Source organism: Pseudomonas sp. PS01303 (assembly GCF_029959385.1).
GTDB classification, from domain to species: Bacteria; Pseudomonadota; Gammaproteobacteria; order Pseudomonadales; family Pseudomonadaceae; genus Aquipseudomonas; species Aquipseudomonas rustica.
Genome location: NZ_JASCPK010000064.1, coordinates 16,146 through 31,712, shown reverse-complemented (window position 1 = coordinate 31,712; position 15,567 = coordinate 16,146). Strand labels below are relative to the sequence as shown.

The 15,567-nt window shown below is 55.5% G+C and carries 15 protein-coding genes and 1 pseudogene; 8 read left to right on the top strand and 8 right to left on the bottom strand.

All coding sequences use genetic code 11. The features are described from left to right. Positions 1–112 precede the first annotated feature (112 nt). Together QMX93_RS17700 and QMX93_RS17695 are read left to right on the top strand one after the other, a co-directional pair. Positions 113–1,462, top strand: a complete 1,350-nt coding sequence (locus QMX93_RS17700) for a DUF1254 domain-containing protein (protein WP_282357396.1) — start codon at positions 113–115, stop codon at positions 1,460–1,462. After that, positions 1,459–2,835, top strand: coding sequence for a DUF1254 domain-containing protein (locus QMX93_RS17695; RefSeq protein ID WP_282357395.1), 1,377 nt, complete (start codon positions 1,459–1,461; stop codon positions 2,833–2,835). Before QMX93_RS17700 ends, QMX93_RS17695 begins: the two co-directional genes overlap by 4 nt. A gap of 84 nt (positions 2,836–2,919) precedes the next feature. On the opposite strand, the gene QMX93_RS17690 is transcribed toward QMX93_RS17695, so the two are convergent. Then, a complete protein-coding gene (locus QMX93_RS17690; RefSeq protein ID WP_282357394.1) occupies positions 2,920–4,893 on the bottom strand; it encodes an alkyl sulfatase dimerization domain-containing protein in 1,974 nt (657 codons plus the stop codon). A gap of 138 nt (positions 4,894–5,031) precedes the next feature. Between QMX93_RS17690 and QMX93_RS17685 the strand changes: the two genes are divergently transcribed. The 6 genes from QMX93_RS17685 (at position 5,032) to QMX93_RS17660 (ending at position 10,480) form a co-directional block, all read left to right on the top strand. Next, a complete protein-coding gene (locus QMX93_RS17685) occupies positions 5,032–5,685 on the top strand; it encodes an ABC transporter ATP-binding protein (RefSeq protein ID WP_282357393.1) in 654 nt (217 codons plus the stop codon). Next, positions 5,682–8,153 (top strand): ABC transporter permease, encoded by a 2,472-nt coding sequence (locus tag QMX93_RS17680; protein WP_282357392.1) that lies wholly within the window; start codon positions 5,682–5,684, stop codon positions 8,151–8,153. Before QMX93_RS17685 ends, QMX93_RS17680 begins: the two co-directional genes overlap by 4 nt. After that, on the top strand, positions 8,143–9,210 hold the full coding sequence (locus QMX93_RS17675; protein ID WP_282357390.1) for a lipocalin-like domain-containing protein: 1,068 nt from the start codon (positions 8,143–8,145) through the stop codon (positions 9,208–9,210). The genes QMX93_RS17680 and QMX93_RS17675 overlap by 11 nt, the downstream gene beginning before the upstream one ends. Before the next feature lie 166 nt (positions 9,211–9,376). After that, entirely contained in the window at positions 9,377–9,619 is a 243-nt protein-coding gene (locus QMX93_RS17670; RefSeq protein WP_282357389.1) for a hypothetical protein, read from the top strand. 11 nt (positions 9,620–9,630) lie between these two features. Beyond that, a complete protein-coding gene (locus QMX93_RS17665; protein WP_053119175.1) occupies positions 9,631–9,810 on the top strand; it encodes a hypothetical protein in 180 nt (59 codons plus the stop codon). Positions 9,811–9,895: 85 nt separating this feature from the next. Then, on the top strand, positions 9,896–10,480 hold the full coding sequence (locus QMX93_RS17660) for a hypothetical protein (protein ID WP_053119178.1): 585 nt from the start codon (positions 9,896–9,898) through the stop codon (positions 10,478–10,480). 322 nt (positions 10,481–10,802) lie between these two features. Here QMX93_RS17660 and QMX93_RS17655 read toward each other — a convergent pair whose 3' ends face one another. The 7 genes and pseudogenes from QMX93_RS17655 to QMX93_RS17625 all read right to left on the bottom strand — a co-directional run bounded on the left by QMX93_RS17655 (position 10,803) and on the right by QMX93_RS17625 (position 15,465). Further along, positions 10,803–11,630, bottom strand: coding sequence for a glycosyltransferase (locus QMX93_RS17655; protein ID WP_282357387.1), 828 nt, complete (start codon positions 11,628–11,630; stop codon positions 10,803–10,805). A gap of 767 nt (positions 11,631–12,397) precedes the next feature. Beyond that, entirely contained in the window at positions 12,398–12,601 is a 204-nt protein-coding gene (locus QMX93_RS17650) for a hypothetical protein (protein WP_282357385.1), read from the bottom strand. 345 nt (positions 12,602–12,946) lie between these two features. Further along, a complete protein-coding gene (locus QMX93_RS17645) occupies positions 12,947–13,279 on the bottom strand; it encodes a hypothetical protein (protein WP_282357384.1) in 333 nt (110 codons plus the stop codon). A 137-nt stretch (positions 13,280–13,416) separates the two neighbouring features. Further along, a pseudogene (locus QMX93_RS17640) lies at positions 13,417–13,834 on the bottom strand (RHS repeat protein); the annotation flags it as partial. A gap of 12 nt (positions 13,835–13,846) precedes the next feature. Next, complete coding sequence (locus QMX93_RS17635) at positions 13,847–14,305, bottom strand: DUF2247 family protein (RefSeq protein WP_282357382.1); 459 nt, start codon at positions 14,303–14,305, stop codon at positions 13,847–13,849. Between the two features lie 292 nt (positions 14,306–14,597). Beyond that, positions 14,598–14,792, bottom strand: a complete 195-nt coding sequence (locus QMX93_RS17630; RefSeq protein ID WP_282357380.1) for a hypothetical protein — start codon at positions 14,790–14,792, stop codon at positions 14,598–14,600. A 133-nt stretch (positions 14,793–14,925) separates the two neighbouring features. After that, positions 14,926–15,465: a hypothetical protein gene (locus QMX93_RS17625; protein ID WP_282357378.1), complete on the bottom strand. Its 540-nt coding sequence runs from the start codon at positions 15,463–15,465 to the stop codon at positions 14,926–14,928. Between the last annotated feature and the right edge of the window lie 102 nt (positions 15,466–15,567).

Genomic DNA, 15,567 nt, shown 5'->3' with positions numbered 1-15,567 from the left:
CCCCTGTAGGAGCTGCCGAAGGCTGCGATCTTTTGATGTGGTTTTTCAAGATCAAAAGATCGCAGCCTTCGGCAGCTCCTACAGGGATTTGTTTTCTGTCTGGAGATTGTTTATGCGTCACTGGATTTCCGCTCTAGCGGTCGGCGCCAGCCTCGGCACCGTTCAAGCCGCTGACCTTGATGTGAGCCAGGCCAAAGCCCTCGCACAAGAGGCTTACGTCTTCGCCTACGCCACCGTCGAACACGACAAAGTGCTCACCGCGATCAATGCCAAACTGCCGTTCAATCGCCTCTACAGCGAACCGCGTCTGCTCGGCCCGCAAGACAACAAAGTCGTCTCGCCGAACAACGACACCTTCTACTCCCGCGCCTTGCTCGACCTGCGCGCCGAGCCGATGGTGCTGCAAGTGCCGGCGATCGAGGATCGCTACTACAGCTTCCAGTTGGTCGACCTGCGCACCGACAACCTCGACTACATCGGCACCCGCGCCACCGGCAATCAGGCCGGACGCTATCTGATTGTCGGGCCGGACTGGAAGGGCGAAGCGCCGACGGGCTTCAACGGCGTGATTCGTTCGCCAAGTCGCGTGGTGTTTCTGCTTGGACGCACCGAAGTCAAAGGCGAGGCCGATCAAAAAGACGCCGCCAAAGTGCTGATGGGTTATGCCCTGCAACCGTTGTCCCGCGCCACCAACAGCGCTGCACCCGACGCACCTGCGCCGTTGCAGTTGCCGGCGTATCTGGACACCAAACACGGCGAAGCGCAGGCCCTGTTCAACACCTTTAATGCTTTGGTGCCGTTGCATCAATGGACGCCCAGCGAGCAGGCCAAACTCGCTCGATTCGCCGCGATTGGCGTTCTGCCCGGCACCGCGTTCGCCCCGGCCGACAACCTTCGCCAAGCCATCGCAGAAGGCGCTGAAGCCGGCCGCGAGCAGGTTCGCGCGGCCTCCAGCCAACTGTCGAAAGAACAGAACGGCTGGTTTCCATCACCGACCAACATTGGCAAATTCGCTGACGATGACCTGACGCGCGCTGCCGTCGCCTGGCGCTACATCTACGCCAACGACGCGGTCGAAGCGGTTTACCCGATGGCCCTGCACGATGCCGAAGGCCAGTTGCTCGACGGTCGCCAGACCTATCGCCTGCATTTCCCCGCCGGGCAGTTACCGCCGGTGAACGCCTTTTGGTCACTGACCCTTTACGACGGTAAAACCCAGTTGCTGGCGAGCAATGCCATCGGGCGTTACGCCTTGGGCGATCGCAGCGCCGATTTGCACTACGACGCCGACGGCGGCCTCACGCTGTTGCTGCAAGCGGACGCACCGGCACAGGCCGAGCAAGGCAACTGGCTGCCTACGCCACAAGGCCCGTTCAACCTGCTGCTGCGTTTGTACCTGCCGAAAGCCGCTGCGCTGGATGGCAGTTATCAATTGCCGACGATTGCGAGGGTCGGGCCATGAGTTTGACGATCAATCGTCGCCAGATGTTGGGTGGCATGAGTGTGCTCGGAGGAGGGCTGATGATGCCGCGCTGGTTGCTGGCCGATGAAACCCAAGCGGTCGCGCAAGAGGCGTGGATCTACGCTTTTCCGATGCTGATGCATTACCAGACGATGGAGAAACAACTGCTTGATCCGAGCGCGGCGGAGTACGTCGGCGGCTTCAATCGTTTCCGCCATTACAGCCAGCTCTACACCCCGGCCAATCGCGAAATCGTCACGCCGAACAACGACACGCCTTACTCCTGGGCCTGGCTCGATCTGCGCACTGAGCCGCAAGTGTTGAGCGTGCCGGCGGTGGATGCCGATCGTTATTACGTGCATCAACTGGTCGATCAGTACACGCATAACTTTGCCTATGTCGGCGTGCTCAGCACCGGACGCGAGGCGGGGGATTATCTGATCGCCGGGCCGAACTGGCAGGGGCCGACGCCGAAGGGCATCAAAGCCGTGCTGCGCAGCGAAACCGAGATCGTCATGCTGCTCGGGCGTACCGGATTGAAGAACGCCGACGACATGCCAGCAGTGCGTGCGTTGCAGCAGCAATACCGTTTGCGTGGGTTGCATGAGTACACCAGCAGCCCGGGCCCGCTGGCCGCGCCGGCGATTGACTGGCCGGCGTGGGATAGCAAAACCGGGTTGGGGCCGACGTTTATCGCAGTGCTTAATCAGATCCTCGCGCTGTGCCCGACTCAGCCTGCAGAACAAGCATTGCGCGAACGCTTCGCACGGATCGGCATTGTGCCGGGGCAGGCTTTTGACTTCGCCGCGTTGCCGGTCGAAAAGCAGCAAGCGATCGCCGCCGGAATCAAACTGGCGAAAGCGCAACTGCAAGAGACCGCCGCGCGAACACGCTCCACGCTTGGCCTGTTTGGTAACCGTGAGGCGATGCATGGCAATTATCTGAATCGCGCGGTCGGGGCGTATCTGGGGATTTACGGCAACAGTGTTGAGGAGGCGTTTTACACCGGTAGCCGTCTGGATAATCAGGGGCAACCGTTGCAGGGCGGCCGGCGTTATCGTCTGCGTTTTGCACCGGGGCAATTGCCGCCGGCCAGTGAGTTCTGGTCGCTGACGTTGTATGACTTGCCGGATCGGCAGTTGGTGGCGAATCCGCTTGATCGGTATTGTTTGAGCAGTCGCGATCAATTGCAGCGCGATGCGGATGGTGGGCTGACGTTATGGATGCAGGCGAATTCGCCGGGGGCAGGAGAGGAGAGCAATTGGCTGCCGACGCCGCAGAGCGGAGCGTTTAATGTGATTTTGCGCTTGTACGGGCCGAAGCAAGAAGTGGTTGAGCAGAAGTGGCGGATGCCGGTGGTTGAGGTTATTTAGAAGCAAAAGATCGCAGCCTTCGGCAGCTACTACAGAGGAATGCAATCACCTGTAGGAGCTGCCGAAGGCTGCGATCTTTTGACCTTAAGGCGTAACGATATTGAACTGCGGCCCAAACGTATCCAGGCTGCCCATCAACTCGCCCAGTTTTTTCCCGTTCCCCTGCAACTTGATCAAGCCTTTCTGCATCGCCGTCGGGAAATCCTGTTGCTTGAGGCTGATCTTCTCCAGCGTGTCCTTGCTCAAACTGACACTCGCGTCCGCCGCTGGATTGAGCCCGGCCCGATGCGTCAGCACACCGTTGCGCAAGGTCAGATTAAAGTCTTTCTGCAAGTCCTCGAACGTCCAGTTCAGCGTCAGGTCGTGACTCACAGCCTTGTCGCTGTCCAGCCGTACAGCCAGATAATCAAAGAACATCTCCGGGCTCATCGCCCGCACCATGTCCACCGACACCGACGTGCCCGCATGGGGCGGAACGCCGTTGCGCAGTTCCATCGCGCCGGTCAGGTACATGTTGCGCCAGGTGGCGTTCTCGCTTTGATAACCCAATTGCTCCAGCGTCTCGGCCTGCGCTTTGTGTGCGTCGGCGTTGTCCGGCTCGGCGAATAACAACTGATTGCCCAACTGTGCCGCCCAGCGATAGTCACCGCTGGCCATGGCTTCGCGTATTTTTTCCAATACCGCAGCGCCGCCGCCCATGGCCTCCACCGTGCGTTTGGCGGTGTCCACCGGCGGCAGCGGATTGAGATTGGCCGGGTTGCCGTCGTAGAAACCCATGTAGCGCTGATACACCGCGCGGGTGTTGAAACTCAGCGAACCGTAGTAGCCACGGGTGTACCATTTCTGGTCGAGCGAGCCCGGCAGTTTGGTGATGGTGTCGGCGATTTCCTGTGGCGTCAGGCCCTGATTGAGCAGGTGCAAGGTGCGGTCATTGAGGAACGCGTACATGTCGCGCTGATCGGCAAGGAACGTGCGAATCCGCTCGCCGCCCCAGGTCGGCCAGTTGTGTTGGGCGAACAGCACGTCAGCCTTGTCGCCGTAGCGCGCCAGACTGTCGTCGAGGTATTGCGACCAGGCCTTGGCGTCACGCACTTGCGCGCCGCGCGGGGTGAGGACGTTGTGCATCATTTGCGTGGCGTTTTCGGCCATGCACAGGGCTTTCAGCTCCGGCAGATACATGTTCATTTCCGCCGGCGCTTCGGTGCCCGGCGTCAGCTGGAACTCAAATTGAATGCCGGCGATGGTGCGGGTTTCCAGTTCCTTGGCGATCAAATCCGTCGGCGGGATCAGCGTGACCGTGCCGCCGGTTGGCGAACTCTTGCCCAGACCGGCATCGACCTGACCGTTTTCACCGCGCGGCAACAGGCTGCCGAACTGGTACTGCGCGCGACGGCTCATGGCGTTGCCGGCCATCACGTTTTCGCTCATCACGTGCTCCATAAACCCGGCCGGGGCGAACACCTTGACCTTGCCAGCCTTCACATCCGCCTCGTCGATCACCCCGCGCACGCCGCCGAAATGGTCGACGTGGGTGTGGCTGTAAATGACGGCGACCACCGGTTTGTGCGGACGGTTGGCGTAGTACAGATCCAGCGCCGCTTTAGCGGTTTCGGCCATGGTCAGCGGATCGATGATGATCAGCCCGTCGTCACCTTCGATGATGGTCATGTTGGCCAGATCGAGGCCGCGCACCTGATACAACTTCGGGCTGACTTCAAACAGACCGGCGTGCGCATTGAGCTGGGCCAGTCGCCACAGGCTCGGGTTTACCGACTCTGGTGCTTGATCCTTGGTGAGGAAGTCGTAGGCCTGCACGTCCCAGATGACCTTGCCGCTGGCGTCCTTGATCTGACCCTTGAACGGCGCGATCAGGCCTTTGCTGATGGATTCGAAATCGGTGCGGTCGCTGAAGGGCAGCTGCTTCAGAACAGCGGCGTTGCTGGCGATGGTCTGTGCGCTGGGGGCGACGGGCGCGTCGGCGGCGAGCACCGACTGGCTCAGACACGCGGTGATCAGGCAGGCCAACAGGCCGCGGGGGCTCAAAGTGAAACGTTGCATGGCGTCTCCGGTTTTTATCGTTATGGGTGAACCAGTTTCAGAGGGTAGGGCGGCGCTCTGGCGCGGCGGTGATCGTCAACGGACAAAAACCATTCAGGGCCGCTATCCTTGGCGCAGGTTCATTGATCAGGTTTTGCCATGCTTGAGGTTCGCAACGTCTTCAAAAGCTACGCCACCCCCCAGGGCTCCTTGCCGGTGCTGCAAGGCGTCGACCTGACGCTGGAGGCTGGCAGCAGCCTGGCGCTGATGGGCGAATCGGGCAGTGGCAAAAGCACTTTGCTGCACCTGGTGGCCGGTCTGGACAAGGTCGATCACGGCAGCATCCGCAGCGGCGAGCATCGGCTGGAGGAGATGAACGAGGCGCAACTGGCGAACTGGCGGCGTACGGAAATCGGTCTGGTGTTCCAGCAGTTCAACCTGATCGGCAGTTTGCGCGTTGAGGACAATCTGGCGTTTCAGGCGCGACTCGCCGGGCGTCATGAACCGCGCTGGCAGGCGCATCTGGTGCAGCGTTTAGGCCTTGGCGATCTGCTCAAGCGTTATCCGGAACAGCTTTCCGGTGGTCAGCAACAGCGCGTCGCGTTGGGCCGGGCGCTGGCGTCGCAGCCGAAATTGCTGCTGGCCGATGAACCCACCGGCAGCCTCGACGAAGCGACCAGCGATGAAGTGCTGCGGCTGTTGCTCGAATTACTTAATGACACGCCGACCACTTTGTTGATGGTTACTCACAGTCAGCGGGTCGCGGCGCAATTGGCGCAGCGCGTGGTGCTGTCCAAAGGTCGGCTGACGTGATGGTTTTTCGCCAGACCCTGCGTGCGCTGCTCAGCCATTGGCGGCGCCATCCGGTGCAGTTTTTCAGTGTGCTGACCGGGTTGTGGCTGGCGACCAGTTTGCTGACCGGCGTCGAAGCGCTGAACAGTCAGGCCCGCGACAGCTACGCCCGCGCCAGCCAGATGATCGGCGGCGAACCGCAGGCCAGCCTGAGTACCCCGAGCGGCGCAACGTTCACTCAGCAATGGTTTGTCGATCTGCGTCGACAGGGTTGGCCGGTGTCGCCACTGTTGCAGGGCCGTTTGATGCTCAAGGATCACGAAAACCAGCGGCTGCAATTGATGGGCATCGAGCCGGTATCGCTGCCGACGGACTCGGCGGTGGCCGGGCAGGCCATGCAGATCGAGCGCATTGTCGAGTTCTTCTCGCCGCCCGGCAGCACATGGATTTCCCCGGATACTCTGCAGGCCTTGAACCTCGCAGAGGGCGCCACGCCGCAGACGGTTAACGGCCTGGCATTGCCGCCGCTGCGGGTGCAAAAGGACATGGCGCCCGGTGTGTTGCTGGTCGACATCGGCATCGCGCAAACCCTGCTCGAACAGCCGGGGCAACTGTCACGGCTGTTGCTGCCCAAGGACTTTCACGCCGAGTTGCCGGCCTCGTTCACAGGTCAGTTGCAGCTGAAAAGCAGCGGCGAGGAAAACAATCTGGCGCGGCTGACCGAGAGCTTTCATCTCAACCTTGATGCCTTGGGATTCCTCTCGTTTCTGGTTGGCTTGTTCATCGTCCACGCGGCGATTGGCCTCGCATTGGAACAGCGTCGAGGCCTGCTGCGTACGTTGCGCGCCTGCGGTGTCAGTGCGCGAATGTTGATCCTCTGCCTGATCGTTGAGTTGGGCATGCTGGCGCTGATCGGCGGAGTATTCGGCGTGATCAGCGGCTACTGGCTGGCCAGTGTGTTGTTGCCGGATGTAGCTGCCAGCCTGCGCGGTTTGTACGGCGCGGAAGTGGCGGGGCAGTTGCGTCTGAGCCCTTGGTGGTGGTTCAGCGGCATCGGTTTGAGCCTGTTCGGCGCCTTGCTCGCCGGCGGCAACAGCCTGCTGCGCGCGGCACGATTGCCACTGTTGGCCGTGGCCGATCCGCAAGCCTGGCATCAGCAATATGCGCGCTGGTTGCGTCGGCAAGGTTGGCTGGCGGCAGTGCTGCTTGCGATTGCACTGGCTGCGTTGATCTGGGGTGACAGCCTGGCCAGCGGATTTGTGTTGATGGCCGGCTTGCTGCTCGGCGCCGCGCTGGCGCTGCCGGTACTGCTCAGCGCGATACTCAATCAATTGCTCGGGCGCAGTCGTTCGGTGCTCGGTCAGTGGTTTCTCGCCGATTGCCGCCAGCAGTTGCCGGCGCTAAGTCTCGCGCTGATGGCGTTGCTGTTGGCCCTCGCCGCTAACATCGGCGCCGGCAGCATGACCTCGGGTTTTCGCCAGACCTTCAACGATTGGCTCGAGCAACGTCTGAGCGCCGAGCTCTATATCAACCCAAGCAATCCGGCGCAGTCCCGCGAAATGTACAGCTGGCTGCGACAACAGCCGAACGTCGCAGCGGTGCTGCCCAACTGGCAGGTGTCGGTGACGCTGCAAGGCTGGCCAGCGGATGTTTTCGGCGTGATCGATCATCCGCATTATCGCGAGCACTGGCCGTTGCTCGATTCCAGCGGCAGCGATCCGTGGGGCCATTTGGCGACGGACGATGCGGTGATGCTCAGCGAACAACTCGCCCGCCGCCTGAAACTGCAGGCCGGCCAGCACCTGACAATCCCCACGCCCAACGGCCCATGGTCGCCGCGCATCGTCGGCATCTACGCCGATTACGGCAATCCGAAAGGGCACCTGCTGGTCAACGTCAATCACCTATTGCGCGGCTGGCCGCAACTGACGCCGAACCGCTTTAACCTGCGTATCGAGCCGAAAAATATTCCAACATTGTTGAGCGCGTTGCAGACGCGGTTTCAGCTGGATGACAGCCGCATCGTCGATCAGGCACGGCTCAAGGGCTGGTCGGTTCAAGTGTTCGAACGCACTTTCGCGGCGACGGCGGCGCTGAACAGTCTGACCCTCGCGGTCGCTGGCGTGGCGCTGTTTATCAGCCTGCTGACCCAGAGTCAGAGTCGCCTCGGTCAACTCGCGCCGCTGTGGGCGTTGGGCGTGACGCGCAAACAGTTGATGCTGCTCAACCTCGGTCAAACCTGGCTGCTGGCGGTGCTGACGTTGGTGTTGGCGTTGCCGTTGGGGATCGCGCTGGCGTGGTGCCTGGACGCGGTGATCAACGTGCAGGCGTTTGGCTGGCGCCTGCCATTGCGGGTGTTCCCGTCGCAACTGCTGCAACTGATGGGGTTGGCGTTGCTGGCGACATTATTGGCGTCGGCATGGCCGCTGTATTCGCTTTACCGCACGCAACCGGCGGATTTGTTGAGGACGTTTGCCCATGAGGATTAACCGCGTGGTGCTGATGCTCGCGCTGCTGCTCGGCGGTTGCGATCAACCGGCGCCTGAGCAGCAGGGCTTTGCCGGGATGGGCGATAAGGCTGAGGCGTACACAGCGGTGGTGCCGGGGCGGGTGTTCAGTTTTCCGGCGGATCACGGCGCGCATGATGGTTTTCGCATCGAGTGGTGGTACGTCACCGCCAATCTCAAGGATCAGCAGGGCAACGAGTTTGGCGTGCAATGGACGTTGTTTCGCAGCGCCCTGAAACCCGTGCCGGAGCAGTCGGGTTGGAGCAATCAGGTGATCTGGCTGGGGCATGCGGCGGTGACGTCGGCGTCTGCACATCACGCCGCCGAACGTTATGCACGCGGTGGCGTGGGCCAGGCCGGCGTTCGCGTGGCGCCGTTTGACGCGTGGATCGATGATTGGCGGTTTAGCAGTCAGGCTGCCGATCCCTTGAGCGATCTACAGCTCAGCGCTCGCGACAGAGATTTCGCCTATCAACTGCACCTCACCGCCAATCGCCCATTGGTGTTGCAGGGTGACAAAGGCTTCAGCCGCAAATCCGCAGAAGGGCAGGCGTCGTATTACTACAGTCAGCCGTTTTTTCAGGCCAACGGTACGTTGCAGATCGATGGGCAGACCTACACCGTCAGCGGCCCGGCGTGGCTGGATCGCGAGTGGAGCAGCCAACCGCTGAGCGCCAACCAGACGGGCTGGGACTGGCTTTCTCTGCATCTGGACAGTGGTGAAAAGGTCATGCTCTTTCGCACCCGCCAGAAGGATGGCGCGCCATACCTGACCGGCACCTGGATCGCCGCCGACGGCCAGACGCAAACCCTGAGCGGCGATCAGATCACCCTCACACCGCAAGACACCGCCAACGTCGCCGGGCGCAAAATGCCGATCCGCTGGGTGATCAGCATCCCCGACAAACACCTCGATATTCAGGTCAACGCGCTCAACCCCAAAGCGTGGATGAACCTGCGCATCCCCTACTGGGAAGGCCCGGTGAACATCACGGGCAGTCACCCGGGCCAGGGCTACCTGGAAATGACCGGCTACTAATTATCCAAACACCACAAACCCCTGTAGGAGCTGCCGAAGGCTGCGATCTTTTGATCTCGCTGGCTAAACAATCAAAAGATCGCAGCCTCCGGCAGCTACTACACGGATCGGTTTGAACTCGGGTTGCTGTGGTGTCCTCTACAGAGAAACCTGTCGAGGATTGATCATGAGCGACGACCTGCAACCCCCAGACCTCACCACCTGGCAGCGTCTGTTCGACGACGAAACCTACTGGCAGCAATCCCCCGACGCTCACTACCTGGATCTGCAACGCATCGCCGACGACCTGCTCGGCCAAGGCTCCATCGACCTAGAGCAATGGCAGATCCTCCGTGCCAAAGCCGCTGACCTGCACAAGGATTCGCCCGCCATCAACGTCGCCCGCGAACTCGACGACCCCGAAGCCTGAGGACACCTACCATGAAACCCATCACTCCCAGCGAACACCCCGATGAACCGCGTCCCGCCGGTGAAACCGAGCGCGACAACGACGCCCTGCGCCCCACCGATCCCAAGCAGCGCCAAAGCCACGGCAAAGGCACCCCCAGCGGCGAATCCACCGCACAAGACACCGCAAAACAATCTCAAACCAAGCCCTGAACAGCGGCTATGCTCAATCGGACATCCGTCGCCAAAAACGTTTTGGCGACGGTGGCTGCCATTCATCACAGGGAAAGTATTGCTTATGAAGCTCCACGCACTGGCCAAAGCCATCACCCTCGCAACCGTACTGTCCGCCACCAGCTTCGGAGCATTTGCCGCCGATATTCCGCTGTCCGCCACCATCGAAGCGGATCAGGTCACCACCAAAGTCGTCACCGTCGATCCCGCCAACCATCAGGTTGTGCTCGAAGGCGCGGAAGGCCGTCAGGTTCACGTACAACTCACCGACAAGGCGAAAAACCTCGCCAACCTCAAGGTCGGTGATCTGGTCAAAGTCCAAGTCCAGCGTTCTGTCGCCGCTTACCTGGATACCGACGTGGATAAAGGTCTGCCTGGCACGACCGAACGCACCGGCGAACTGCGCAAGGCGCCGGGCACCGATAACCCCGGCGGCGAAGCGTTTCGTCAGGTTCAGGTGCAACTGAAAATCACCAAAATTGATTTGAAGAAGAATCAGGTAACCCTGGAAAACCCGTCGGGCCAATCGAAAACACTCGACGTGAAAAAGCCTGAAATTCAAGCCAAACTGAAAGATCTGAAAGTAGGGCAGAGCGTCATCGTCACTTACACCGATATATTAAAAGTGACCAGTCAGCATGAAAGCTGAGTATTAACTCTACAGAATGATTGTTCTTGTACAGCTTTGTGTATGAGAACAATCATATAAAAGATTCTGTAGGAAGTTTGTCGGTAAATATCCGAGTGACAGAGTTTTTAACTTTCCAGTACATAAATTTCACAATTCTTCATGACGACATAAGCGCCAACTTCAATTAAAATCCCTTCCGTTCGCCCAGTGTCAGGGCTCTTTACCGGTGCATGGATTGCCAGGCCATAACACTGGGCGAACACTTTAATCGAAGCGTATGTATACAAAATTCGGCAACAAAAAAGGGCGACTGAATAGTCGCCCTTTTTTGTGTCTTTAATTATGCCGACGCTTGCATCCCGGCCTTGTCTCGCTGCTGTTCAAGACGCTTGATCGACGCCTCGTACATTTTCGTACGTCGATGATCCTTGCCGTAGGTGCCTGCGGCCGCGACGGTGCCTGACTGAATGTGATCCAGATAGCTGAAGATCTTGCGTGGCGACAGAAACTTGATGCCATAGCCCAAGCTCACCATGCGATCCTGCAGCGTATATCCAGGCACCCGATCATCCATGCAAAAGTGCAAACCATGAGACTTGGCCAGACGAGCATTCCACAACGTGCAGAAACTCTTCAGATGAGTTTCCCGATACGGCTTCGGCTCTTTGGTTTTCAAACCCAACTGAGTTTTAGCGCGACGGACATAGTGCTTGCAGAAACGCGAAGTTAATCGCCATGTCTCTCTGAGCATCCCGCGATTGATTTGCTCGACACAACCGACGGCGGCGATATCCGGATTATTCGCGCACTCGCGCATCATCATCGCAAACACCTCTTTGTCATAAACAAAGGTATCGGTGTGCAACAGAAACAGATAATCGGTTTCAACCCTGTCCAGCACCAGATCCAGCGCCTTGCCATGCGCGATATGACCCTGCTCACCTTTTACAGAAGGGCGTTCGATCAAATTGATCCAGTCGAGCGTACGCAGATAATCGAGGCTAGCGTCTGCGGAATCGTTGTCCACCACCCACACCGGAATGCGCTGCTCCTGAACGTGCTCACGCAGCAGCTCAAGGCACATTTTGGTCAAGTCTGGCGTCTTGTAATTCACCAGCACAACGCTGAAATTCGCCTGCTGCTGGGCTGGAAAATCTAAGGCTTTCATATCAGAAGGTCTCATCCGCGACTCATGGGCGACAGTGGTTCATGGGGCGGGATGGTAACGATGGAACCTTAGGTGAACCTTAATTTTGGGGTTAAGGAAGGGGCAGGGTGTGTTGGGTGAGACCGGTGAAGCCGCGATGCACAACGTGAGGGAAGCGGCAGGATCTACGAATTGAACAACCCGATCCACTGGATGACTATTCATACGCCGATAGTGATAGCTGGGTGATCTAGCTTAAAAAAATATGCATAATCTTTTCATGTTGTAGGCAACAGGAACTCAAGGTTTCCAGAATTCAACTCCTTCCATGTGACGCTCTATGTCATCCATGCCATCCTCTCCAAGTGTAGGATCAAAATTTTCGCTAATGACCTTTCTTACGTTGGCAAGGCGTTGAGTGATCTTTTCGTCGTCAATGAACGCAGTTGTGGCTTTTTGGTAGTCTTCTATTGGTTTGTCGCAATAGTAGATTCCATTTTGCAGAGAAATTAAGATGAATTCTATGTTCCTTAGAGCTTCTAAGGCGCCGTTCCTTTAAGTATTGGTCTTTTGTTTTGTTTTAACATTATTTCTGCGGATAGATTGCATGGATAGAAGGGTGCGGGGTTGTCTTCGTTCTGTAGGAAATAAATCCGTCTTGTTTTGTGTGTTAATGGATTAAAAAGTCACTGTTTATCTGTTTTTGCTAGTATATTTTTTAATGATTCATCGGGATCAATCCAGCTTCTCGCATTTTCGCTGTGCGTGGGTGACCCCCAATTTTGATTTTAGATGAGCGAAATTCTAAAGGCTGCGTTTTTATCGAATTCTGGATACCACCCAATGTCTATTATCTGCTCTTGTGGTAGAGATGCTTGTAAAAGATCCTCTCTTAATTCGTCTGTGATGAGTGATATGTCGGATCCGCTGAGGTCGGACAAGTTATCTAGAGTTATTACTCCGCCAAGATTGATTATCTCCTTAATGTCCATGCTTTATTTTCCTCTGGATAGATTATGGAAGCAGCTATGAGAATCAGGAAGCGAGCACTATTCAAGGGGTAAAGCTGCGATTAGAACAACTTTTTTATTTTTCAATTAGCTACATATAATTTTGATTTTTCGCTTGATTCATCGGATGGGTCGCAATTCCACGGAGACGTGGGTAGTTCGGGATTGATGTTGTTGCTCTCTAAGAAAATACATCGCACTACTCTCCCCAATTTTTTCGTTCGTCATGTTCTAGCGTGGAGAAAGGGTGGTTATGGTTAAAGCAGCGTTGTGTATCGTTGGGCTGCTGTTTTGATTTCTGGAATAAGCCTAGATGTGTTCTAGCTTTTAACTCTCGAAGTGGTGGATAGTTGCTTCGCCTTCGAGTTGGTATCCTAATATTATATCTGGAAGTGCGGTTGTGGTAATGTCTAACCAGCTTGCCGGTACAGTTCCGATATCGTCAGTGTATTCTACCCATTCGGCTTCTGTAAACTTTGAGTTATCCTCGTTGAATGTTTCATTTTTACCGATCGCGGCTTTAATAATATCCTTTGTGCATATGTCAAATTCAAATGAAGCACCATACAGAGTGCCGTCTGCTGATTTTATTATCACAAGGTCGGTGCCTTGGGCGTACGTGCTGATATAGGCTTCTGCTGTGTAGAATATTTTTTTCATTTTGTAACTCACATTGGGAACGCTGTAACTATATTGTTCGTATTTGCTTCGACAACAATTCTAATGGAATTCAATACCGGATGGCCGTCTGTTGCGCCAGGTTTGCCACCTTTAAAACCAGCATTTGGATAAGGCACATCGTCTTCCGGCGGTATGACGGCGGTCATCAAGCCGTTGTCGTCGTAGCGGTATTCGGTGACCGCGCCCAGCGGATCTTTTTCCGCGATCAACTGGCCTTTGTCGTTGTAAGCCTTGAGGTGTTCGGCACCGTCCGGGTCGATCTTGCTGATCAGTCGCGCCTGAACGTCGTGGGTATAGACTTCTTCGCTGCCATCGGCGTTGGTGACGGTCACGCTGCCTTTGTCATCCCAGTCGTAATGCGCTTCCATTTGCGAAAAGTTGGCCCAGTGACGGATACAACGAGACAGCTTGCCTTCATTTTTCCCACTCCCAATAAAACGCCGCACCGCCCGCCAGTTGTCGTTCGAGAATGACGTGCTGTTCGTTGTAGCGATAGTGTTCGGCTTCACCAGCCGCGTTCTACATCTCGATCATAGATACTGAGCGTCAATGTTGTTTGATTCTGTTCTGAAAATAATCTTCGTAATTGGATAATATTGTTTTCCAGTTGTCGTAGAGTTCCTCAGAGCCGACTGCGCCTTCAGTTAATGGCATGTATCTAATTATTGGTGCAATTTCTTCCGGATAACCTAAGTCTGCATATAATTCCTCTATGCTTTCAAGAGGGTCATCTGCCAAATCTTTATTTTCGAATAAATAAGAAAGAGTCAGATAAATCCAAGGTCTGATTGCTTCTTCTTCACTTTCTACTTGATGCGAGTCTTTGCTGAGGAGGGTTTGCAGTAATTCTCGCAGCAATTGATGCTCTGTCGCGCCCAGAGTGGCGATTTCATAAGCCTCTGGGGGAGATATTTTTGTTAGTCCGTCGCAGATATAGTCAGCAATGCCTTGCTCATTGATGAAGCCTTTTTTAAACCGAAATTCAAATGAGCCCAGTGTAACCAAGGTGCTTTGTAGTAGACGTAGTGTCCGTTGAGCGGTAATGGCTTCATGATTGTTTTTTATAGTTTTGATCTTTCCGCTTTTGCAAGCAGGCTGTAAATTTCTGGCTCGATTTCAGACGAAGGGATTGTGTCAATTATCTTTTTTATAAAGCTGGCGTATTTTTTCTCGATTGGCACTTCAGCCCAATCGAGTTCGTACGCTGACAGTATTTTTACGTCTTTGTATGGCGATTTTGATAATAAAAGTTTTAAAATCGTAACAGCGTGATCGCTACGATCTTCGCCTAAGGACACTACGCAGCGTTGCTGCCAAACTCGGGCTTATCTAAAACTTCTTTTTCCAATTTCTCCCATTGCTTCTGCGTGAAATCAATGAGTACTGTTTTTGCAACGAGCTCAGTGCTGTATTTCGTCCAGTTCGAATCTTCCGATTCTCCTAACCAGATACAGAGTTTTTCATACGACTCGTCTTCTTGGTTCGATTTCATGGAGTGAACCCGTATATGTCGTTTTATCGCTCTTGCGTTTTGTGACCATTTCGCCGCTTTGAGTGGTTTTTTTAGTATGGACAATAAATTTGTTCAATTCTTTTTGTTAGAGCGCAGGCACAGCATCTATAGATTAGAGAAGTCTTTTCTTCAGGTTGTCTAGTGTTTCGTCCAGATTAAATTGTTTTGTCTGGTTGTGCGAGTGGCACCAATCAATGATGATTCTAATAGCTTCCTTAAATGATAGTGTGACTTGATCATCCATGAACTCAAATGCGATACCTTCATCTAAGTAGTCTGGTACATTTTGCTGGTCTTCGTCGAGGCTGATATAAATTCCCGACATTTCGATCCCGAACCCTTGTAATTTGATAAGGCTATTCAACGCCTTTGGTAGGAAGCTCGGATTATTTAATGAGTTCGACTCCAATAAGTCCAGTAGGCAGTTGTGGATAATGTCGGTTTGTTTTTTTGAAAGATTGTGCATGGTCATAATTTGCTTCATTGTTGGGTGGGAATTAGTGACGGTTGTCAGTGTTTCATCTAGGTAGATCCTAAACGTAATGCCGTTGTGAGACGCACTGTATACCCGATTGCCACCTGCCCGCGCTTGGTTGTACCCAGACGCAGCTGCTTCTCTGCCCGAGTTGAATATTTTTTCGGTTGAAATCACACTATGGATCATAGACTGTTTTTAGATTGCCAAATTCTTTTATTCTTACAGGTTTCCCAATTCTATCTAAGGGATCTCGGACATACTTGATTTCAGATGGTG